The organism is Xylanivirga thermophila (assembly GCF_004138105.1).
GTDB classification, from domain to species: domain Bacteria; phylum Bacillota; class Clostridia; order Caldicoprobacterales; family Xylanivirgaceae; genus Xylanivirga; species Xylanivirga thermophila.
Map to the genome: position 1 here is coordinate 17412 of NZ_RXHQ01000006.1, position 23748 is coordinate 41159.

Annotated in this window: 18 protein-coding genes and 1 riboswitch; of the genes, 14 read left to right on the forward strand and 4 right to left on the reverse strand. The window is 37.0% G+C overall.

Annotation, left to right across the window (positions count from 1 at the left end; translation table 11 throughout):
• Positions 1-43 precede the first annotated feature (43 nt).
• The 3 genes from EJN67_RS04720 (at position 44) to EJN67_RS04730 (ending at position 3409) form a co-directional block, all read left to right on the forward strand.
• Positions 44-727, forward strand: coding sequence for a response regulator (locus tag EJN67_RS04720; protein WP_207207969.1), 684 nt, complete (start codon positions 44-46; stop codon positions 725-727).
• Positions 728-2155, forward strand: a complete 1428-nt coding sequence (locus EJN67_RS04725) for a sensor histidine kinase (RefSeq protein ID WP_129723081.1) — start codon at positions 728-730, stop codon at positions 2153-2155.
• A gap of 75 nt (positions 2156-2230) precedes the next feature.
• Positions 2231-3409, forward strand: coding sequence for a S1C family serine protease (locus EJN67_RS04730; protein WP_129723083.1), 1179 nt, complete (start codon positions 2231-2233; stop codon positions 3407-3409).
• Between the two features lie 40 nt (positions 3410-3449).
• On the opposite strand, the gene EJN67_RS04735 is transcribed toward EJN67_RS04730, so the two are convergent.
• Complete coding sequence (locus EJN67_RS04735) at positions 3450-4937, reverse strand: hypothetical protein (RefSeq protein ID WP_129723085.1); 1488 nt, start codon at positions 4935-4937, stop codon at positions 3450-3452.
• A 158-nt stretch (positions 4938-5095) separates the two neighbouring features.
• Here EJN67_RS04735 and EJN67_RS04740 point away from each other — a divergent pair, with 158 nt between their 5' ends.
• From EJN67_RS04740 to clpB, 5 genes are all read left to right on the forward strand, one after another.
• On the forward strand, positions 5096-5632 hold the full coding sequence (locus EJN67_RS04740) for a DUF6106 family protein (RefSeq protein WP_129723087.1): 537 nt from the start codon (positions 5096-5098) through the stop codon (positions 5630-5632).
• 28 nt (positions 5633-5660) lie between these two features.
• On the forward strand, positions 5661-6857 hold the full coding sequence (locus EJN67_RS04745; protein WP_243641230.1) for a cysteine desulfurase family protein: 1197 nt from the start codon (positions 5661-5663) through the stop codon (positions 6855-6857).
• A 6-nt stretch (positions 6858-6863) separates the two neighbouring features.
• On the forward strand, positions 6864-8033 hold the full coding sequence (gene thiI, locus EJN67_RS04750; protein WP_129723089.1) for a tRNA uracil 4-sulfurtransferase ThiI: 1170 nt from the start codon (positions 6864-6866) through the stop codon (positions 8031-8033).
• 107 nt (positions 8034-8140) lie between these two features.
• Positions 8141-9094, forward strand: coding sequence for a DnaJ C-terminal domain-containing protein (locus EJN67_RS04755; RefSeq protein ID WP_129723091.1), 954 nt, complete (start codon positions 8141-8143; stop codon positions 9092-9094).
• Positions 9094-11691, forward strand: coding sequence for an ATP-dependent chaperone ClpB (clpB, locus tag EJN67_RS04760; protein WP_129723277.1), 2598 nt, complete (start codon positions 9094-9096; stop codon positions 11689-11691). The genes EJN67_RS04755 and clpB overlap by 1 nt, the downstream gene beginning before the upstream one ends.
• Before the next feature lie 42 nt (positions 11692-11733).
• On the opposite strand, the gene EJN67_RS04765 is transcribed toward clpB, so the two are convergent.
• Both EJN67_RS04765 and EJN67_RS04770 read right to left on the reverse strand, forming a co-directional pair.
• Complete coding sequence (locus EJN67_RS04765; protein WP_129723093.1) at positions 11734-12279, reverse strand: phosphoribosyltransferase family protein; 546 nt, start codon at positions 12277-12279, stop codon at positions 11734-11736.
• Positions 12280-12313: 34 nt separating this feature from the next.
• A complete protein-coding gene (locus tag EJN67_RS04770) occupies positions 12314-13381 on the reverse strand; it encodes a solute carrier family 23 protein (RefSeq protein WP_129723095.1) in 1068 nt (355 codons plus the stop codon).
• A gap of 125 nt (positions 13382-13506) precedes the next feature.
• A riboswitch (purine riboswitch) is annotated at positions 13507-13608 on the reverse strand.
• Positions 13609-13798: 190 nt separating this feature from the next.
• Here EJN67_RS04770 and EJN67_RS04775 point away from each other — a divergent pair.
• The 6 genes from EJN67_RS04775 to EJN67_RS04800 are packed head-to-tail and all read left to right on the forward strand — an operon-like array spanning position 13799 to position 19461.
• Entirely contained in the window at positions 13799-14515 is a 717-nt protein-coding gene (locus tag EJN67_RS04775; RefSeq protein ID WP_243641231.1) for a L,D-transpeptidase family protein, read from the forward strand.
• A 32-nt stretch (positions 14516-14547) separates the two neighbouring features.
• Positions 14548-15390 carry a hypothetical protein gene (locus EJN67_RS04780; RefSeq protein WP_129723099.1) on the forward strand — a complete coding sequence of 281 codons (843 nt, stop codon included), beginning with the start codon at positions 14548-14550 and terminating at the stop codon, positions 15388-15390.
• Between the two features lie 51 nt (positions 15391-15441).
• Positions 15442-16956: a spore germination protein gene (locus EJN67_RS04785; protein ID WP_129723101.1), complete on the forward strand. Its 1515-nt coding sequence runs from the start codon at positions 15442-15444 to the stop codon at positions 16954-16956.
• 4 nt (positions 16957-16960) lie between these two features.
• Positions 16961-18154: a Ger(x)C family spore germination protein gene (locus tag EJN67_RS04790; protein WP_129723103.1), complete on the forward strand. Its 1194-nt coding sequence runs from the start codon at positions 16961-16963 to the stop codon at positions 18152-18154.
• Complete coding sequence (locus tag EJN67_RS04795) at positions 18154-18360, forward strand: hypothetical protein (protein ID WP_129723105.1); 207 nt, start codon at positions 18154-18156, stop codon at positions 18358-18360. Before EJN67_RS04790 ends, EJN67_RS04795 begins: the two co-directional genes overlap by 1 nt.
• A gap of 12 nt (positions 18361-18372) precedes the next feature.
• On the forward strand, positions 18373-19461 hold the full coding sequence (locus EJN67_RS04800; protein WP_129723107.1) for a GerAB/ArcD/ProY family transporter: 1089 nt from the start codon (positions 18373-18375) through the stop codon (positions 19459-19461).
• Between the two features lie 88 nt (positions 19462-19549).
• On the opposite strand, the gene EJN67_RS04805 is transcribed toward EJN67_RS04800, so the two are convergent.
• The gene (locus EJN67_RS04805; protein ID WP_165000737.1) at positions 19550-23455 is read right to left on the reverse strand and encodes an AAA domain-containing protein; all 3906 of its coding nucleotides are present in this window, start codon (positions 23453-23455) and stop codon (positions 19550-19552) included.
• Positions 23456-23748: the final 293 nt, after the last annotated feature.

The window sequence follows — 23748 nt, forward strand, 5'->3', positions numbered from 1 at the left end:
AGTAGGAAGTAATTTATAAATGAAAAGGAGAGGTAATATGAATATGCAACCTCAAAAGATAATAGTGGTAGACGATGACCCAAACATTGGGCAATTGGTAAAGCTATACCTTGAAAAAGAGGGATATGAGGTAGAACATTATTTAAATGGTATTGATACTTTAAATGCCTTTAGGCAAAGTTCTCCAAACCTTATCATATTGGATATAATGCTTCCAGGTATGGATGGTTGGGATGTATGTAAGGAAATTAGAAAGGTAAGTGATGTCCCCATCATAATGCTAACTGCAAAGGGTGAAACCTTTGATAAGGTATTGGGACTAGAATTGGGTGCAGATGACTATATAGTGAAACCATTTGATACAAAAGAGCTGGTAGCGAGGGTAAAGGCTGTACTTAGAAGGGCGCAGCAGACAAAGATATTGGATAAGGAAGTGGTGCTATCAAATTTGGTAGTAAATATATCAAATTATACCGTGCTCTATCACGGAGAAAATATTCAGATGCCACCTAAGGAACTAGAACTTTTATATTTTCTAGCCTCCCATGTAAACAAGGTATTTACACGGGAACAGCTTTTGGAACAGGTATGGGGATTTGATTTCTATGGAGATTCTCGTACAGTAGATGTGCACATAAAACGATTAAGGGAAAAGCTAAATGATCCTAATGAAAAGTGGGAAATAAAGACAGTTTGGGGTGTTGGCTATAAATTTGAGGTGAAATAGATGTTTAAATCCATATTTTCAAAGCTTATGTCCACCTATTTTGTAATAATACTTATAACTATAATAGTGCTGGGCATGTTAATATCTACTTTTGTAAAAAACTATACCTTTAACAGGCGGACGGAAGAATTGCAGCGGGAGGCTACGGAATTAAATCAGTATATTGAGATGTATGCGGTGGGGAATATTAGTGAGTGGTCATTGTATAGCTATTTTAAGCTGGCAGATAGGTATAAGAACACCACCATATGGGTGGTGGATGCTACTGGACATATATGGCTTTCATATTCATCCAGTGACGAGGATAAGGATAAATGGAAGGAACAACAGCTAACGGTGGAAGAGTTTATTCAGGTTTTAAAGGGGAAGAATATAACTAAAGTAGGTAAATTTGGTGAGCGCTTCCCTGTACCTGTATTGACAGTTGGGGTACCGTTAAAGATGGATGACAAGGTGAGAGGTGCAATATTTATACATTCACCAGTTGAAGAGATAAAGGGTGCCATGAGAGATATATATATAAATATATGGTGGGCAGCGTTTATATCTATAGCTATTTCAGTGGCGCTTTTGTATATAATATCTAGAATAATATCAAAGCCTTTGATAGAGATGAACCATATTTCACGGGAGTTTGCAATGGGCAATTTTAATAGTAGGGTAGAGGTAACTACCCGTGATGAGATAGGGCAGTTGGCGGTAAATTTCAATGCTATGGCCGATTCTCTGGAAAAATTGGAGGATATGCGGCGGAGTTTTGTAGCAAATGTATCACATGAGCTTCGATCTCCCCTTACCTCCATAAGGGGATATATCCAAGGCGTACTGGATAAGACGTTTTCACCTGAGGACCAGGATAAATATCTTGGTATTGCATTGGATGAAACATATAGATTGAATAGATTGATAAACGAGCTATTAGATTTGTCTCAAATAGAGTCAGGTCAATTTCCTTTAAATATGGATATATTGGATATAAATGAGCAGATAAGGCGTATACTCATATCTCAGGAAGAGCGCATAAACAAGGGAGGTATGGATGTAGAGATAGATTTTATGGATGAACGTTGCATGGTACAAGGTGATCCAGATCGTATCCAGCAAGTGGTATATAATTTACTGGACAATGCTATAAAATATAATAGGGAAGAAGGAACGCTTCATATAAAAACATGGAGGCATCAGGATAAGGTATTTGTAAAGATACAGGATGAAGGGCCTGGTATACCCAAGGATGATATAGTCCATATATGGGAGCGATTCTATCAGGTGGACAAATCCCGTTCTCCTAAAAGAGGTGGTACGGGACTTGGACTATCTATAGTAAAGAAGATCATTGAAGAGCATGGAGAGAGTATCTGGGTAAATAGTGAAGAAGGGGAAGGAACGGCCTTTATATTTTCACTAACCCCTGCCAAAAAAGGCTAAATTTATTTACAGCTTATTCATATTTTCTTAAAAAACTTTTATTATAATAAAAGTAACTTAAGGAGGTGCAGGTAGATGAAAGATTTCTACGAATTTGATGAAGATAGGTATACCAGGCGGAGTAATGCTTGGAGATATATTGCAATTGCAATAATAGCCGCACTTGTAGGTGCCCTTATAATGTATTATGCCATGCCGGTAGCTAATGGAAGCGAAAAGATAGATAAAAATAATAATCAAAATATAGCCGACAGTTCAAAGGATAATGATGATAATACGGTGTACACAAAAAGCGATCTGTTTATGAAGTCTGATAATCCTGTTGTTGAAATTGCCGAAAAGGTAGGTCCTGCAGTGGTAGGGATTACCAACAAAAGCGAGGTGTTAGTACAGGATTTCTTTTTCAATGAAAGGGTTATGGAACAGGAAGGTTATGGCTCGGGTATAGTAATAAGTAAGGATGGATATATTGTTACCAACTATCATGTGGTGGAAGGTACAAAGGAACTCTTTGTCATACTAGAAGGTGGTAAGAAGATAAAAGCAAAGCTTATAGGTGGAGATAAGAAAAGCGATGTAGCTGTTGTAAAGATTGACGAGCCAAATTTAACAGTAGCAAATATAGGAGATTCTGATAAAGTAAAGCCAGGAGAGTTGGCAGTAGCCATAGGTAATCCCTTGGGACACGAATTAGCAGGCACAATTACGGCTGGAATAGTAAGCGCCGTAAATAGAAATTTAAATGTTAATGGCAGGACATTAAAGCTAATTCAGACAGATGCAGCCATAAGCCCTGGTAATAGTGGTGGTGCACTAATAAATTCTAGAGGCGAAGTAATTGGCATGAATACGGTTAAGATAATTGATGATGGTAATTCCAAAGCAGAAGGGTTGGGTTTTGCAATACCGTCCAATGATTTTATGGCTATTGCAAAGGAATTGATGGAAAAGGGCATGATAGAGAGGCCTGGCTTAGGTGTAATGATACAGGAGATTAGCAAAGAACAGGCAAAACAGCTGGAATATCCGGTAGGGGTATATGTAAGGGCAGTTGCCTCTGAAGGTCCTGCAGCTAAGGCAGGTATCCGCCCAGGAGATGTTATAGTAGGTATTGGTGATAAAGATGTTAAGACCATTGAAGATATGACTGGAGAGATAAAAAAGCACAAGGTTGGCGATGTAGTTACCATAAGAATATGGCGTGATGGACAGGAACAAAACACATTAGTAACCCTTGAACAATTAAAGGATTAATAAAAAAGGTTAGGAAATTTTAATTTCCTAACCTTTTTTATTAATATACAAATTGGGTAAGTATTCTAGGATGACCATCTTTGTCATTACCCCATCGATTACCAAACACACGTACATTTTGGCCTTCCTGAAGTTTTTTATTACCCCAGTATTCTATATATGCAAGTTGTGAGTTGTCACCATTTGGCGATACATCTACTAAGAATGTTGTTTTGCCAGTGTTACTAACATTTAATACCTCTTTTATCTTACCAGCTACCAGAAATGTTTTACCATTAAATTTTTGACTATCGGATTTTAATAGGTCATATTTGAACTCCCAAGCTTTACTGGTGTATTCGTTGGCGGTGGTAGAACGTTCTATGACTACCTCTGTAGTATAATCTTCCTTGCCGTCTTCAGTTATTTTTATTGTGCAAGGGGTAAGGCTAAGGTTGTCTAACTGTACATCTACGCGAAAATTGCCAGTTACCTGATCTATCTGCGGTTGGGATTTTAAAGATCTGTTTACTTCTAAACTAGCTCCAGCAGGTATTTTACCTGTTATGCTTACCCAGTCTTCCGATGTCTTTATGGGCTGCTTTTCATTTATGGTAATAGGAGAATTTCGTTCTCCCTTTTTTATTACTACCTTTTGTACATTATCATTAAATCCCTTTTGAGAGGCTTTTATCTCGTATAGTGTCTCAGGCTGATCCGGTATATTCATCTTTGCTTCAAGATTGCCATCTTCCTTTATAAGATCGGTATAGTTGTCATTGTTTATATATACTGACGCCCCTGGATTTACCTGTAGTCTAATTATATATTCGTTTGAATCAGCAGTATCTTCACCATTTGCAGGCTGAAGTATCTTTAACGGGGTTTCTGGAACAATCATTCCAAAAGATACCTTGAACTGCTTATCATGGAGCCCAGCTTTAGATATTTTTACATCTAAAATGATCTTTGAATCCTTGTTTTCACTTTTAGATAGTATATTCATTAGCTCATCATTTTGCAGAATGACATCAGCCCGGCCATCCTTTACAGGGACGGCCTTGTCAAGCACCTTTACCAGCTCACCATTAGGTGTTTGCACTATTAGCCTGTGTACTGGTTTTCCGTCTAGCATCTCAGCCTTTATGGAAAAGGATGCGGTAATTTTTTCCGTATCATCCGATTTGCTAGAAGGATTTATAAATTGATTGTAAAACACGTAAAAGGCAAATGCAAAAATGGCTATAGCTATTATAAAAAGGCATATGGTGACTACCCACTTTGTAGCACCTGATCCTTTTGGTTTCCTCTTTCGTGCCCGTCTTGAATATACCATATATTCTTCTTCAGGATTATCCTTATAATCGGTAATGACTTCCTCACTGTCCTTTGGTGAAGGTGTTTTTTGTGTATGCTCTTCAGGTAGCTGTTTTTCTGGTACATCTTGTGTTTCTTGTACCTCACTATCTTCCTGGGGCAGTTTTGCACCACAAAAATAGCAGTAATTATGGTAATAATTGTTTTCTTTATTGCATGAAGGACATTTCATTTAGGTATCTCCTCCTTTCTCTACATATAAAATTCGTAATGTAGCGGGGAAATCCTGCTTACAAAACTAATGCATATGTAAAAATTTTATTACAAAGTCTTTAAAAAGTTGCTTGGTCATGTTATTATAATTATAACAGTATTAGGAGGGCGATGCATGTGGATCAATTTCATGAAGAATCAGTAAGGAAGGAAAAGGTTGGTTTTAGTAATCTAGTATACGTTTTGGCATATATACTTATGATAATATCTGGATTTATGGCATTGATGTCGTTGCAAATTGTATTTACGGGGCAGCATCTAGTACAATCTCTAATAGAGACGGGTATATTTGGTGCATTGACATATGGGCTGTATGTGCTTAAAAACAATCAAAGGATAGAGTATGACTATACGTTTACTAATGGAATTTTCGATGTGGCAAAGGTTATAAACAATTCAAAACGTAAAAAGCTTTTGTCAGTAAACGTGAAGGAATTTGAAGTAGTAGCTCCCATAAGTGATGAAGGATTTGAACGTATGCTTCATCATAAGGATATTGACAAAAAATACAATGTTTTTTTAAACAAAGGGAGCAGATTATATTATGGTATATTCAACCATGAAGGAACCAAGTCCATGATAGTGTTTGAACCGGGCGAAGAGATGATAAAGATATTCAAAGTATTTAATCCTAGAGCAGTAAAAATCGGTTAAAAATATCCCCTAATATGGGGATATTTTTATGGGTACAATACTTATTAAGGAGTTGTTGGTTATGAAGGATATGATCTATCTAGATAATGCTTCTACTACGCCTATACATAAAGACGTTGTGGCGGCAATGATGGAATGTTTAACTGAAGAATTTGGCAATCCCTCTTCACTGCATAGGTTGGGATTTAATGCCGAAATGATTATAAAAGGGACACGAGAAGTGATTGCTGATTTTTTGTCGGCAGAGACAAATGAGATAGTGTTTACATCTGGAGGGACCGAGGCTAACAATTTGGCAGTTCTAGGTGCTGCCATGGCAAAGAGAAAAGAGGGACGCCATATTATTACCACATCCATAGAACATCCTTCTGTTTTAAGTACATTTGTATATCTACAGCAGGAGGGATGGGAAGTTACCTTTTTACCTGTAAATAAAGATGGTGTAATAGATATTGCAGATCTCGCAAATGCCATACGTCCTGATACAGTTCTTATAAGTGTAATGCATGTAAATAATGAATTAGGATCGATTCAGCCTATACAGGAGATTGGCGCTATGCTGAAAAACAGGGTAAATAGGCCCCTTTTTCATGTAGATGGTGTACAATCATTTGGGAAAATTCCCGTTTATCCTGGACAAGTGGGTATAGATCTCTTATCATTTAGCGGGCACAAGATAAATGGACCAAAAGGTGTGGGAGGTCTTTATATACGCCAAGGTGTGCGCCTTCAACCTATGCAATGGGGTGGAGGTCAGGAGAGGGGACTAAGGAGTGGTACAGAAAACATGCCAGGTATAGCAGGATTGGGTAAGGCGGTCGAGATAGTAAATGGGTATATAAAAAATGAACCGGATAAGCTATACAATCTTAAATTAGATTTGGCAAAGGGTATCACAGAGAAAATTCCAGGTGCTGTTATAAATGGCCCTAGACCTGAAGATGGGGCTCCACATATACTCAATGTAAGCTTTAAAGGTATAAGGGGAGAAGTATTATTGCATGCCCTAGAATCTAAAGGGGTGTTTGTAAGTACTGGTTCGGCATGTTCATCCCATAAAAACACCATAAGCCATGTACTGGATGCAATAGGGCTTGATAAGGATAGGGCTAAAAGTGCTATACGTTTTAGTTTATCATATATGAACAGCAAAGATGAGATTGAAAAGGTACCAGATATAATAAAAGAGACGGTGGAAGAATTAAGACCGTTTACAAGGAGGTAATGAAGGTTGAATTATAGTATACTTATGCGATATGGGGAAATACATCTAAAGGGGCAGAATCGTCCCTTTTTTGAAAAACAGCTTTTGGCTAATATAAAAAGGGCGGTCAAGGGCTATGAAGGTATAGAGGTAGAAAGAACTCAAGGAAGATTTTATGTTCATAATGCACATGATGATCAAAAACTCATACAAAGGTTGACCAGAATATTCGGCATAATATCCGTTAGTCCTGCAGTCAGAATGGACAAGGATATGGACAGTATAAAACAAGGTGTAGACTATGTAGTGGAAAAAGCACTGCAGGAGTATACAGGAGAAAGGGTTACATTTAAAGTTGAATCCAGAAGGGCTGATAAGAGATTTTTTATGGACTCGATGACCTTAAGCCGCGAGATGGGTGCATATATATTGGATAAATACCCCCAGTTAAAGGTAGATGTGCATAATCCCACTTTTACAGTCAATATAGAGATTAGGGAATATGCATACATATATTATCAAAAGATATCAGGAGCCGGTGGTATGCCAATTGGTACAAATGGCAAGACAGCCTTGCTTCTATCAGGGGGGATAGATAGTCCCGTTGCGGGTTGGATGGTTGCAAAGCGTGGCGTGGAGGTATTTGGAATACATTTTCATAGTTATCCATATACAAGCGATCGTGCAAAGCAGAAGGTAGTTGATCTATGCAGTATATTATCGGAATATTGCGGTCCTATGAAGCTTTATATGGTACCTTTTACCGAGATACAACAGCAAATATATCAGAAGTGTCCTGAAAGCCAATTGACAGTCCTTATGCGTGTGTACATGATGAAAATAGCTGAAATAATAGCGGAAAAGGAAGGGGCAAAGGCCCTTATAACCGGGGAGAGCATAGGTCAGGTAGCTAGCCAAACTTTAGATAGCCTGGTGGTGACTAATAAGTCGGTGGATATGCCCGTAATTAGACCCCTTATAGGTTTTGATAAGGTGGAGATAGTTGAAGTTGCAAATAAAATAGGTACATATGAGACATCCATACTGCCATATGAGGATTGTTGTACTATATTTGTACCCAAGCATCCAGTTACACATCCAAAGCTGGAGGATATAGAAGCATCTCAGAAGCTTATAGATGGGGATAAGTTGATAAAGGAAGCCATAGACGGCTGTGAAATAGTAATGGTGAAATAAATAGGACGATATAAATGGTATAAAATATAAAATTAATATTGCTACAATAGAATATTTGTGTTAGAATAAGGTCAAAGAAAGTCAAAGTAAACAATGGTGGTGGTGCTATGGAGTACAGGGATTATTATAAGATATTAGGTGTGTCAAAAGAGGCTAGTCAGGATGATATAAAAAAGGCATACCGCAAGTTAGCAAAAAAGTATCACCCTGACCTTAATCCAGGCGATACGGCTGCAGAACAGAAGTTTAAGGAAATAAATGAGGCATATGAAGTGCTGGGAGATGAACAGAAGCGGAGAAAATATGATAGCTTTGGACAGCATTTTAATTTTGAAAATGGTACGAATTTTGACCCATCCCAATTCGGTTGGGGAAGACGCACATATAAAAGCAGTGGCGGAAGTGGCTTTAGCGATTTTTTTGATATGGTGTTTGGTGATGGAGGTTTGGATTTAGGGGATATACTATCGGGGTTTGGACGAGGTTCTAGTCACTTTAGCGGTTTTTCAGGTTCAGATTCCTTTAAATATCAATCACCTAGTCAAGATATTAAGACCGAAATAACGCTGGATATAGAATCCGCCTTTAAAGGGGAACATAGGATTTTGTCACTTAGGGGTGCCGATGGCAGGGTAAGGCGAATAAAGGTAAAAGTTCCTGCCGGAGTAAGGGATGGGGATAAGATACGTTTAAAAGGTCAAGGAATAGATGGAGGCGATCTAATAGTTACAATCCATATAAAGGATAGTCATCCATACGTACTTGAAGGAATGGATGTGGTGATGGAATTATCTGTTCTACCATGGGAGGCAGCTTTAGGCATTAAAGCATCGGTTACTGTATTAGATGGCCAAACCATAACAGTAAGGGTACCTTCTGGCATATCTTCAGGTCAAAAACTCCGAATACCTGGTAAAGGCTATAGGGATAGGAAAGGCAAAAGGGGAGATTTATTTATTAAACTAAAGATAGTTATGCCACCTAGGTTAAGTGATGAGGAAAAGGCTTTATATGCAAACTTAAAGCGATTATCGACTTGGAATCCAAGGAGGGATAGATGATGGCTGTTGAAAAATTTACCCAAAAAGCCCAAGAGGCATTGGTAGATGCCCAAAACATAGTAGTGAAAAATGGGCAACAGGAAGTGGATGCAGAGCATCTTCATCTTGCACTCTTAACGCAGGAGGACGGGCTTATACCAAAGATACTTAAAAATATGAAAGTAAACTTGGATGGCTATATATCGGATCTTCAAAGGGAAGTAGACCGTCGCCCCAAGGTAATGGGTAATGTATCTGTATATATGACAAGGAGGCTCAACGAAGTCCTTGTACGTGCCCAGGAAAAATTGAAAGATTTTAATGATGAGTATGTAAGTGTGGAACACCTCTATCTGGCTATATTAGAGGATAAATCAGATTTTAACACATCCATATTAAGACAATATAATATAAGCAAAGATAAGTTTTTAAAGGCTTTGGCAGAGGTAAGGAAAAATCAACGGGTAACCAGTCAAAATCCAGAGGCTACGTATGATGCATTGAATAGATTTGGGCGGGATTTGGTTGAGGAAGCTGCTAAAAACAAACTGGACCCTGTAATAGGCAGGGACGAGGAGATAAGACGGGTAGTGCGCATTCTAAGTAGAAGGACCAAGAATAACCCCGTATTGATAGGTGATCCAGGAGTAGGTAAGACAGCTGTGGTAGAGGGTTTAGCACAGCGTATACTAAAGGGGGATGTGCCACAGTCCTTAAAAAATAAGAAACTGTATGCCTTGGATATGGCTGCCCTAATAGCGGGAGCAAAATATAGGGGTGAGTTTGAAGAGCGTCTAAAAGCAGTACTGGATGAGGTGGAGCAATCAAATGGCGAAGTGCTCCTCTTTATAGATGAACTTCATAATGTGGTAGGTGCCGGCAGGACGGAGGGATCCATGGATGCAGGGAATATCCTAAAGCCAAAATTGGCAAGGGGTGAGCTAAGATGCATAGGTGCTACTACCCTTGACGAGTATAGAAAATATATAGAGAAGGATGCGGCGCTAGAACGCAGATTTCAACCGGTACTTATAGATCAACCAAGTGTGGAGGATACCATATCCATATTGCGGGGACTTAAGGAACGTTTTGAGATATATCATGGTGTTAGGATAAAAGATAATGCCATTATAGCAGCTTCAGTGTTGTCAAATCGATATATAACCGATAGATTTCTGCCTGATAAGGCTATAGATCTGGTGGATGAAGCAGCTGCTATGCTTAGGACGGAAATAGATAGCATGCCGGCAGAACTCGATGAGATCACCAGACGTATAATGCAGCTTGAAATAGAGAGAGAAGCCCTTAAAAAGGAGAGCGACGAGGCCTCCAAGCGTAGGCTACAAAATCTCGAAAAGGAACTTGTAGAATTAAATGAAAAATCAAATATTATGAAGGCACAATGGCAGGGAGAAAAGGATTCTATAGAGCGGCTAAAGGATATAAAAAAGAGGATAGAGGATACTAGATCCCAGATAGAAAAGGCCGAACGGGAATATGATTTAAATAAGATGGCTGAGCTTCAATATGGTGTGTTGCCAAACCTACAAAAAGAGCTGGAAGAAGAAAAACAAAGTATAGAGTCTACAGACTATAGTAAAAGGCTTTTAAAGGAAGAAGTTACAGAAGAGGAGATAGCCCAGGTAGTGGCTAACTGGACAGGCATTCCCGTATCCAGATTGATGGAGGGAGAACGGGAAAAACTGCTTAGACTAGATGAGATAATGCATAAAAGGGTAGTAGGACAAGATGAAGCGGTTCAGGCAGTGGTAGATGCCGTCATACGTGCGAGGGCAGGGCTCAAAAATCCGCGAAAGCCCGTAGGTTCTTTTATATTTTTAGGTCCTACTGGTGTAGGAAAGACTGAGGTAGCAAAGACTTTAGCCAGAGTACTGTTTGATAGTGAAGAAAATATGGTACGGATAGATATGTCGGAATATATGGAGAAGTTTGCAGTATCGCGCCTTATAGGTGCTCCTCCTGGATATGTAGGATATGAAGAAGGAGGGCAGCTTACAGAGGCGGTAAGGCGTAAGCCATATTCAGTAGTATTGTTTGACGAAATTGAAAAGGCCCATAGCGATGTATTCAATATATTGCTGCAGCTTTTGGATGATGGTAGGCTTACCGACAGTCAGGGGCATACGGTGGATTTTAGAAATACTATTATAATAATGACTTCTAATTTGGGTAGCGATATACTCATGGACAGGCTGATGGAAGGCGGGAGTATAGATGAATCCACAAGGAATGCCGTTATGGGAGAACTTAGGGGCAATTTTAGACCGGAGTTTTTAAACCGTATTGATGATATAGTGCTATTTAAACCGCTGCAAAGGGATGAGATAAAGCGCATTATAGATATTCAATTGCAGGATCTCAAGACTAGACTCAAGGCTAGGAATATATATTTAAAGGTATCTGATGGAGCAAAAGATCTAATATTGGAAGGTGGATATGATCCTGTATATGGTGCACGACCTATAAAACGATTTATAGAGCGTAATCTAGAAACAGATATAGGTAGGCGCATCATACAGGGCGATATATATGATGGCTGTCATGTAGTTGTGGATAATCGAGATGGAGATTTTGAGTATATAGTTAAGAATAGATAAAAGCAGGGCAACTTTTGATATCAAAAGTTGCCCTGCTTTTATCTATTCCAGAGGAAAAAGAGGCAGTTCTTCTAAGAATATTATGTCGTCCCTTTTTGCCGCATCACCTTCTGCCAGTATGGCTGCCCTGGCGGATATTATACCTCCCGCCTTTTTGACCAGCCTTTCCACTGCTTCCAATGATTCGCCTGTACTTATAACATCATCTATTATTGCTACTTTTTTGCCTTTTATAGCCTCTGCATCGTTATTATCAAGACATAGTATTTGCTTTTTTTGAGTAGTTATGGATTCTACTTCATCTACTAAGGGTGCATCCATATATGCTTTTATGCTCTTTCTGGCTACTATATAGTGTTTCATGCTAAGCAGTCTGGATATCTCAAATACCAGGGGAATTCCCTTTGCCTCTGCTGTTACTAATATGTCTACCGGTGGGAGTTTTTTTGACAATTCCTTTGCTGAAGCACATACTATTTCCGTATCTCCTAGTATTACAAAGCTGGCAATTGCCAAATTATCACTTATTTGTATTATAGGTAGTTGCCTTGTTATGCCAGCAACCTTTAAAGTATAGCTATCTTGCATAATATTACCTCCAAAGATATTTTGGTTATAAAATCTACAATCCCAACCATCCTGCCAATAGTTTTACAATAAGACCTGACAGCATACCAAGGAATGGATCTGTTATTGCTGTAACTGTCATGGTAACGCCTCCTATCACTGCTCCACCGGCTATATTAGCCTGGGTAAGAGCGGCTTGGGCGTTTGATGGTACGGTTACTATAGCACCTAGCACAAATAGGAATCCTGCTATTGATTCGCTGGGTACATATTTACCGAGCTTGGGTAGTAATCCTACAAATAGTATAATTGCCATGATGGACATCATAATTACCCCTGAAAATACGGGATGGGGTGCACTGCCAGTAGCTGATATTATGGATTCTACAGGGGCACCTCCAAATATGGAGGATACCATATCGGCTAGGCTACTTACTATCGAGAGTTTATCTATATTGACATTTGCATTGGCAATCTGTCCTGTTATCTTGCCAAAGGCTATGTTGGCACCGATATTTAAGCATACCATGGATAGGGCGCCCCTTAGTACTGATGGATTTATTGTAAGTTTTTGAAGGGTGAGTTTTTCATTGGGTGAAACCTTTATATTCGATTCCTGTTTAAGTATTATGGATATTATGGTGGATATTACTACTGAAATTACTATGGTATATACAAGATCCTTAGTCATAAAATAGGTCAAAAATGCAATACCTATAGATGAAAATCCCACTATGTTATTTTTGCGGGCCATTTCCAAAGCTACTTTAGCCAGCATTATACCTACGCCGGCCATCATACCTCCTGTTATGGCAGGCCCTATAAAGTCTACTATCCTTTCTAAAAGTCCAAATGCACCTATGACTGTCATTATTAGTCCGCCAATGAATATCATTGATATACGCTCTTGAAAATCTTTTCCCATGGTGCCTGCCAGCGTTATGGTTTCTGCCTGAAATGATATGGGGGCTACTAAGCCTATTATGCTGTTTCCTATGGCACCAGTTGCAAAGGCCAAGGCGGTAGGTACCGAGGCAAATCCAAATGATAATGCTAATAGTCCTTGCGGTAAGCCATTTAGTATTACTCCTAGTGCAGCTAATAAATCATGAATAAATTCCATTAGAGTTTCTTCCTCCGATCTATTTATTAAATTTTATTTTATAAAAACAGAAAACCAGGTCTCTTTTCTATATGAGAGACCCGGTTTTTGACAAAAAAATATAATACCAAGCCTTAAAATTGGCATGGTAAAACCGTAGTTCTCATAGTTGAACAATTTACGGTTGCCCAGTAGAAACTCCTGCTCCATATTAGCAGGATTATATGAGACCCTTTATTCAATTCAATAAAACTATACCATATAAAACGACAAAAAACAAATAATTTTTACGCTAATTTATGCTGTTATATGTTAGTAAAGATTTGCATTTAAGGTGGCAATAGCTAATTAGAAGATACTAACATAAAGCTATTGAAAATATATTTGGTCTAAACATAAAATTCTATGAATATATTAAACTTGACTGGAGGTGGTGATTTGGCTAAAAAAAAGGTTAATAAAAAATATATAAATATTGTGTATTTGGTGATATTATTGGTAGTATATATGTTAATGAGAAATTATGATGGCAATTTGGGACAGACTTCATTAGCGACAGGGATAATAAAAGAAGATGAATATAATATATATATTGATCTTACAAAATCCATGTTATATCTCTTCAAGGGAGATGAACTTGTAGCAAAATACCCGGTGGCCCAGGGTAAATCATCATCCCCTTCACCTATAGGTTCGTGGAAGATAGTATATAAGGCAAGAAATTGGGGTTCAGGATTTGGTACAAGATGGATGGGGCTCAATGTGCCATGGGGCAAATATGGCATACATGGTACAAACAAACCAGGATCTATAGGTAGCATGGCATCGGGAGGATGTTTTCGTATGCATAACAGGGATGTGGAAAAATTATATGATATAGTGCCTACAGGGACAAGGGTTGTAGTATATGGTGGCCCATTTGGCAATATAGGAAGCGGACTCAGAAAGTTGACCCCAGGGGATAGAAGTTCCCATGTGTTGGAAGTACAAAAACGCCTTAAAAACCTTGGATATTATGAGGGCAGCTTGGATGGCATCTATGGAGAAGGATTAAAGAATGCAATTATAAGATTTAAAAAGGATATGGGACTGCCTATCAACCATACAGTGGATTGGCAAACCTATAATGCCCTTGGTATAATATCATTTGAATAGTCTTTTTAGCATAACAAAGGAGAATATATGCGATGAGGTATATAAGGGTCATATTTATCCCAATATTAATAGTTATGTTATGTTTTTCAATTGCAGCTCTACAATTTGCTGCAGTTTCAAGCATGACTTTTTTAAAGGATAAATTCTACATGGATGCCTTTCAAAAACAACAATTTTATACTCAAGTGCGACAGGTTTCATTTGTTATTACGAGAAATACTCTGCCCTATGGTGCAGAAGCTGCTTCTCTAATGGAAGAGGTGTTGGACGAATCTTTTGTACGGGGTCAAGTGGATAATACACTTAAAGATTGCATGGAATTTTTTAGAGGAGAAACCAATGAAATTCCTAAATTAAAAATTGATCCTGTAAAGGATAAAATGGTGGAAGTTATTGGACAGAATGGTTTTTCAAAAGCAGTTCAAAAATTTACAAAACTCATGTTGTCTCCTTTGCCTGACAGTATATTAATAGCTGATATCACGTCTACCAGATTTCTTTGGGGTATAAGACGTATATTTGGCATATTGGAAAGGGCACCTTTAGTATTTTTAGCATTTTTATTGGTGCTTTTCGGACTTATATGGCTTATTAGCTTTGATATAAGAGATGCTGTACTATGGTCTGGATCTGCCATGATGGCGGGAGCAGGGCTGGATATTTACATATATATAATAATAAAAGGCATGGTACAGATGTATGGTTTTATAGATATTCCACCATTACCGCCAGAAATTATACATAGTTTGATTGTAGAATTGGTGGATAGCTTCTTTTTAAAATTTAATATATTAACGTCTATACTTCTAGTCTGTGGATATTTTTTGGTCTATTTTGTATCTCTGATACCAAATAAATTGAAATTGGTGCGCTAATACATTAATTTAATATTAAGGGGAATAATAAACACCTAGGTGGTGTTATTTATGTTTCGGGATCTTATAAACAAGTTAAAATTAAGGGATCGGGAAAATGTGGATAAAAACAAAGAGCATGTACAGTTAAACTCCCATAATTTAAAGAAGATACTTGGCGGGAGCGAAGATGTAATATTCAGGTGCATATATGTGGGAGAGAATGTACCTGTGCAGCTGATTTTTATAGATGGTCTAATTGATAATAGCCTTATAAGCAATTTTATATTAAAACCACTTGAGGAACAAATGGAGTTTAAAAGGGCAAAGACGGAAGCAGAAATAATAAAGGGATTGGATAAAGGTACTGTATACTATTCATCGCAGAAAAAACAGCGTGATATAAGTGAAGTTCTAGATGATGTCCTAAGCGGGAGCATTGCATTGGTTTTTGATGCTTCACATATTGCCTTTACTTTTGAAGTAAAGGGTTTTGAGAAAAGGAGTATAACTGAACCGTCTGGAGAGAATATTATAAAGGGAGCAAAGGATGCTTTTGTTGAAACATTACGTGTAAATACGGCTACTATAAGGCGAAAAATAAAATCTCCAAATCTAAGGATAGAAAAAATTACCTTGGGGGAACAGACATCCACCTCCGTTGGTATAATATATATTGATAATCTAACTAATAGAAATATGGTCAGTGAAGTAAAAAAAAGGTTAAAAAATATTGAAGTGGATGGTGTACTTACTACTGCCTTTGTAGAAGAATACATAATAGATAAAAAGCATACGGTATTCCCCCAGGTATTATATACTGAAAGACCGGATAAATTTTGTTCCAATATAATAGAGGGCAGGATAGGGCTTGTTATAGATGGAATATCCTTAGGGCTTATAGTCCCTGCTGTTTTTTTGCAGTTTTTACAGGCACCTGAGGACTATTCCCAAAATTTCATAATAAGTTCCATAATAAGATTTTTAAGATTTATATTGGTAGTAGTTACTTTATACCTGCCAGGATTTTATGTGGCAATTACTTCATTTCATCATGATCTGATTCCTACGGAATTGGCCATATCCATTGATTTTTCAAAAGCAGGGGTACCTTTTCCCTCTTTTGTGGAGATTATAATTATGCTTATAGCTTTTGAAGTTTTAGTTGAAGCTGGACTTAGACTGCCTCAAAATATCGGACAGGCAGTATCCATAGTTGGTGCAGTTATAGTAGGGCAGGCAGCAGTAAGTGCAAAATTGGTATCTCCTGCCGTTGTTATTGCTGTAGCAGTGACAGCCATATCAAGTTTTGCCATACCAAATCAGGATTTTTCCAATGCACTTAGATTATGGCGATTTATACTGGTTATACTAAGTAGTATAGCGGGACTATTTGGATTGAGCATGGGTGGGCTTATTCTACTATATCATCTATGCACTATTAATATATTGGGAGTACCATATTTATCACCGTTTGTGGCAACAAATGGTGAACGGGAGGAAGATGCATTGTTTAGATTTCCAATAAGTATGCAGAAAAATAGACCTATAAACTTAAAGACCACAAATAAAAAGAGGCGGGGTTAAGGCGATGCGCAGAATTATAAGTTTCATCCTCATTTTTATAATATTATTTACGCTTGTGGGATGTAAAAACCCATTTGGTAGTAGAATAGAAATAAATGATATGCTTTTTATAGAAGTAATGGGAATTGATAAGTCCTCTACGAATCCAGATAATGTAAAGATTACTGTTGCAGCTAAGGGCAAGAAAGGGCAGGGCGGTGGGGATGAACAGGGGGGACCTAATCAGGGAACAGCTGCTATTTTGGTGTCTGAAGGAAGGACTATATTTGAAGCTTTAAGAAAATTAAATAGTTTTGCAGATAAAACGCCTTTTTATAGCCATACTAGTAATATATTAATAGATGAGGAAATTGCCAAAAATGACATATTAAAATATATGGATTTTTTATCCCGTGATCATGAAATGCGTTTAAATTCCAATATTTTCATAGTAAAAGGATGCACCGCAGAGAAATTTATACGGACAGGTACCACAAGCCAGGCATTTATAGGAGATAGACTTAAAGCACTACTTAAGAATAACGATAATTTATCTGTATCGGCTAAAGTAGAATTGATAGATTTGATGAAGATGTTTGATGATACGAAGGTGTCTTCATATATACCATGTGTACAGTTAATAGAGAATAGGGATAAAACTACAGGACAAAGGGATATCGAACTTTCAGGGTTAGCTATTTTTAAAGGAACGACATTGGCAGGTTTTTTAGATAGCAATACGACTAGAGGACTGAATTGGGCAACAAATAGAGTCTTTTCATGTCCTATTATAGTCTATGATAGGGAGAAAAACAGAGTAGCACTTGATATAATTGAGGCAAAGGGTAAAATAATTCCAAAGATTTTGGATGATCAGATATCCATATTGATAAGGATTGCCATGAGCAGCAATATATCAGAATATCAAGGGCATGCAAATATATTTAAAATGGAGTACATTGACTATTTAAATGAGCAGCAAGAAAAAATAATAGAAAGGGAGGTATTATCGGCTCTTGCATTTGCAAAAGAGCATAATGCAGATATATTTCAGTTTAGCAATGCAATTTATAATAAATACCCAATACAGTGGGACAGTATTAAGGATGGTTGGTTTGATACCTTTCCAGATATAGATGTGGCTGTACATGTAGAGGGAAAGATAAATAGAACTTATGATATACGACAATCTACAAGAAGTATGGGAGATGATCAATGATGGACTGGATAATATTAACTTTTGTTATTGTATTATCTGTGTATTTTGGTATTAAACAATTAAAGAGGGAAGGAACTAAAAAGGATATAAAGGTGCTTATAGGATTTAGCATAGTTACTTTGCTATTTGGTTATTTTTATCTTGCTAATCCATATAGAAATAGTTTTACATATATTACTCTAAAAACTTTAGGAATACAGGAATAGGAGGATATAGGGGTGTTATCTGATAAAAATAAAGTGTCATTATATCAGGCCATGCTACTTTTTATGACTATACTATTTACGGCTGCCATAAGGTTTGTACCACTGACAACAGCACGAAAGGCAGGACGAGCTGCATGGCTTATACCTATACCTACTGCAATAGTCTTAGCAGTGCTTTTTATATTATTACATAATATCTATAAAAAATATCCTAATAATTCTGTGCTTGATATTATAGAAGATATATTAGGCAGACCGCTAGCTATAGTGCTGGCGGCATTGTATCTTATGTGGTTTGTAATAATTACATCATTATTTACCAGATACTATGGAGGCAGATTGGTTGCTACTATTTTTCCGAATGGTGATATACGGATATTCATGATATGCATGCTAGCTTTTGTAGGGGTGATGTTGCAATCTGGAATTGTAACCATATGCAGGATGAATGAAATTATATTTTATGTGATAGTTACAGTTTTTATAATTCTGATATTTTTGATGCTTCCTCAAGTAGATATAAAAAATTTGACCCCTATAACATATAAGGATATAATACCTATTTTAGATGGTAGCTTGAGCATCTTATCATTGTGGGTGTATTTTGTTTATATGTTTTTTTTTGGTGATGAGATAAACGATAAGGAAAAAATATGGAAAACAGGGATAAAAACTACATTTTTTCTCTTTATAACTACAATGCTTTTTCTGTTTATAGTCATAGGACGCGTGGGAGCCTCCATAGTACAAAGATTACCTTTACCATTTGTAGCTTCAGTAAAGATCATATCCCTTTTTAATACGCTGGAGAGATTGGAATCATTGGTAGTCATACTATGGATATCTGCAGATGCCATATTAATTGCGACTATGACATATATTACTTTGAAAACAGGCAAATATTTGTTTAAATTATCTACTATAAAGCCATTTATATGGATAATGCTAACTTTTATATATTTCTTTAGCCTGTACATAGCAAAGAGTTTATTTGAATTGCAATCATTTTCTTCTAAAGTAGCAGATTTTGGAGATCTTACCTTTGGCGCAATAATACCGGTTTCTGTATATATAATAGGCAAAGTGCGAAAAAAGATATAATTAAAAATTTAAGAATAGATAGGTTGTCTGGCCAGCTTATATCAAGCAATTCATAATTCTGCTTAGTATGAGCTGGCCAGTAATCACACTATAATACAATTTTCTTTTGGGCATTTAAGGCTTTTAATTTTGAAAACATATATCTAACCTTCATATTATCGGATTTAGTTAGAGTTTCAAAATCGCCTATTATTATAAGTTGCTTCTTTGCTCGGGATAAGGCAACGTTTACTCGTCTAAAGTCCCTTAAAAATCCAGTCTTAGTAGGTAGTCCAGGTAGACTGTAATTGCTCCGTACCCAGTTTATAATTACTATTTGTTGCTCCCGCCCCTGAAACGAGTCTACTGTATATATGTTTTTATTGATAAACTGTGCCAGGGGTTGCTTGTATCCTATAAAATATTTTGACTGGTTCATAAAGATTTCTTTTATCTTTTCAGCATGGGCCTTATAGGGTGTTATTATGCATATATCATTTAAAGATTCGCCCTTTTGTACAAGATCCAGCACCTTCTTTACCGATAGCATGGCTTCACACAAGTTATAATATGTGGCGTTTATTTCGGTTTCCATCCTGGTTCGTTCATCGGCAAATTCAGAGGTATCTATAACCTCTATAAGATTATCCGGGAACAATTTTTTCCGTTTAGTACGTGGCACCATGTAATACATGGAATCCCTATTTGGGGACAACTTACCATCATATACTAGATCGGATATTAGGGACACCATTTTAGGATTATCAGTTCTATAATTTATATCTAGTAGCAGACTATTGAACCTAAATTTATCTGTTATTAAGTTTTCAAACAGGCTTTTTTGCAATTCTTCCCTTGTAGTTATGTCCATATATGGATCATATTCAAGGAGCACCTCCGTTGGTGTAGGGAAGGGAGGTATTTGCAAATGGTCACCTATCATCACACATTTATCTGCAAAATGTAGGGCAAAAAGCGTTTCTGGTATATCCATCTGTGAAGCTTCGTCTATTATTACAATATCATAGTGTTCTTCAGATGGATCTATGTTCTTATCTAGATAGTATCCCATAGGTGTACCTAGAGATATCCTGTTATTATCTGCAAGCATGGCCATATACCTTGCGTTAGATGTTGATACGGTAGTTGCATATGGTAGTGCAGATTTAAGTTCAATATTATTTCCAGTACGCAGCACTCTTATCTTATGGGTTATCAGCTTTTCGAGCACATTATCTACTGCTACATTGGTCTTTGCAATTATAAGGACGTTTTTACCCTTATTATAATATTGAAGGGCAATCTCCTCTATCAAGGTGGTTTTTCCAGTTCCAGGGGGACCCTGTATAATGGCAATGGTGTTTTCTTTGCCATCTAGGGAACATGCCAGTTCTACCCCTTGTTTCTGGGCCGAATTGGTGAGAATAGCCTTGTTGATAAACTCTTTGTCCGGTATTTTTTTTAGGCTTTGTTCAGTTAGACGTTTTTCTTTTTTCAGTCCCAGCACTATCGCCATGAGGGGAGATAATGTGTCCATTTCGACATCCTCTATAAGATTTTCCATAAAAGTTGCTAATATGCTATCATTTGAGTCCCTAGTAAAAGACTTAATACCGTTAAACTCCCAATCCTGAATGGGGGATAAAGGTCTAAGCTCAGCTACGTATGCATCCTCTGTTTTCTTCTCTCGGCAATCAACTACTTCAAACTCATATCCTGTATTTGAGGTTAAAATATCTCCTGGCATAAAAGCCATGGGAATTTGGAAGATAGCAGTTTCTTCGAGATAAACCAAATATATGCAAGGCACCTCATGAAACTTTTGAACCGTAATGTTCAGTATATCCTTGTGCATCTTCAGCTGTTCTATAACCCAAGCTTTTTCCTTTAAAGGGACTATGAGTGGGTAAGAAAAATCTATTTTATTCCTATGGCGCTCATGGTACGGAACTTTTGCAATCGCATATAGATCTTTCCTCTGTAGTGTATAGTCTCCATCTTTTTTTCTAAACCCTAGTTCATCCCTCGGTATGTTCTTTAATGCCTCATATAGATAATCTAAATATTCTTCTTTGCTTAAGGGTGCAAGTACGGTTACAAGCCCTTTTTTGTATATACCGGCTTTTTTTGCATTATTTATGGCAGTATACTTTTTACATAGGCTTTCCATATTAAAATGTTGCAAATAGTCATTTACAAAGGCCTTGAAGTTGGCATGACTATCGAAATATTTATTATGGGTTTCTGTATCTATAGTATTTATTCTCCCAGTCTTTGGGTGAATATCCAATCTAGGGATATTTAGGGTGTCAAAAATAAACTGGGTTATCTGCATATTTGGATTCGGTAGTTTTGCCCCATAATGATAATAAAGGCCACACAAGGTTTTACCCTTTAAAAAAGCTAATGGAACGCTATCAAATTCTTTTGTACCCATAAGTCTAGGGTGGGGAAGTCCCATCTCAGATGCTGACCTAATTATCATTTCCCTTTGCACTTTTAGGGGTACACTATCCCATCGGCACATATTTGAAAGGCCTATGGCCTCTATCCAATCATTTGTTGTAAGTTGCTCTATACCTAAGTCATCATATATGGTAATTACCACAGGTGTATTTACATTTTTGTCCTTTGCCGCATAGGAGGCATAGAGGCCCGATAGGGTTTTACCTTTTAAAAATTTAAAGCGGGTGTTGCAAAAATCTTTATAATCCATCATCCTAGGGCTTTTAAGTCCAAGTTCATTTGCTGCCATAATAAGTATATTCTTTTTTACACTCAGAGGAATATTATCCCAGCATGTCTTTGAGTTAGGCCCTTCTATAGTAGATATCCATTCATATATGGTAAGAGGTTGTACACCTGTCTCATCACACATGAAGTTTATTATATCTCCATCACCATCTGGCTTGATACTGCTAAAATAGGTATATAGGCTAGATAGTGTTTTCCCGTTCAAAAATTTACATGGGGCACAAATATCATCATATTTCAACATCCGTGGATTTGATTTTCCTATCTCATTTGCCCTTATAGTCAGTATGCGATTTATATAAGAACGGGGCATTCTTTCCCATTTGTATCCTTGATGATGGGATATTAGATATATCCATTCGTTAAATTCCAACTGAGGTATCTCATACCTATCGCATATATAATCTACACTAGCTGTACCGCCTTTATCAACTCCAAAAAATCGTGAGGCGAAACTATACAGAGTAAGTCCGTTTAAAAAATTAATAGGTATCTTGAGATCATCTATAGACATCATACGGGGATTGGTATATCCCATTTGTTTTGCCGATTTATAGAGTATGCTTCCCATTATGTCTGTAGGGATTATATCCCAGAATACATTGGTGGAGTCACTTACTATATACTCTATCCAATCTTCTTCCCTTATCTCTATATTCAATGTGTCGCACATTGTTTTTATTACATTTCCCCGCATATTACTAGATATATTCTTAAAATAGGTATAAAAACCCGTTAGGGTTCTACCATTTAAAAATTCAAATCTATGGGAAAAGTCGTTATTTTTGATAGAAAGGGGGTGGGGATAGCCTAATTCCTGGCAGGCACGGAGCAAAACTTCTCGTTTTACATCATTTGGCACGTTTCTCCACGAAAATATATTATTGTTTTTTAAGTAATGTATCCAGTCGTCTATGTCCACATCTGGTATATCCAGTTGGTCACATATATTTATTATAATATGATCCCCTTTTTTTCTAGGAACATTATTTTTATAATATGAATATAGACCATTTAGTGGAGAACCATTTAAAAATTTAAATTTATGTTTTTCCAGATGTTTGGATGCTATAAACCGGGGACTGGATAGATTTAGTTCGTCTGCTACAAGGTATAATATTTGGCGATGCACTTCTTTGTCTACTTGACTCCAAGTAAAAGAAGCAGGACGCTTTTTCTTATCCCTTCTTGACAGTATGTTTACTATATCATCTAAATTGTCCAAAACTTTACAGTCTGGTTGTTTGGCTAATGCCGCCATAATCATCCCTCTCCAAATCTTATTAATTAAAAAAATACTAGAATTAGTTTATTATATTATGAATTATACTACACTTTGTACCTTTTAATAATGGGAAAAATCTACAAAGTTTATTTGCTTTTTTGTTGAATTTAATCAATTTTGCCTAAGGCATATGTATAGTATTTTTTCCCATAGGCCAATAATATATGTGGTTTATATTATAATGATTCGTAAAATAGGATTGACAAAGGGAGGGTGCAATAATAAAATATAAATGCAAATGATATGCATTTAGTTTAGAAAAGAGGTTT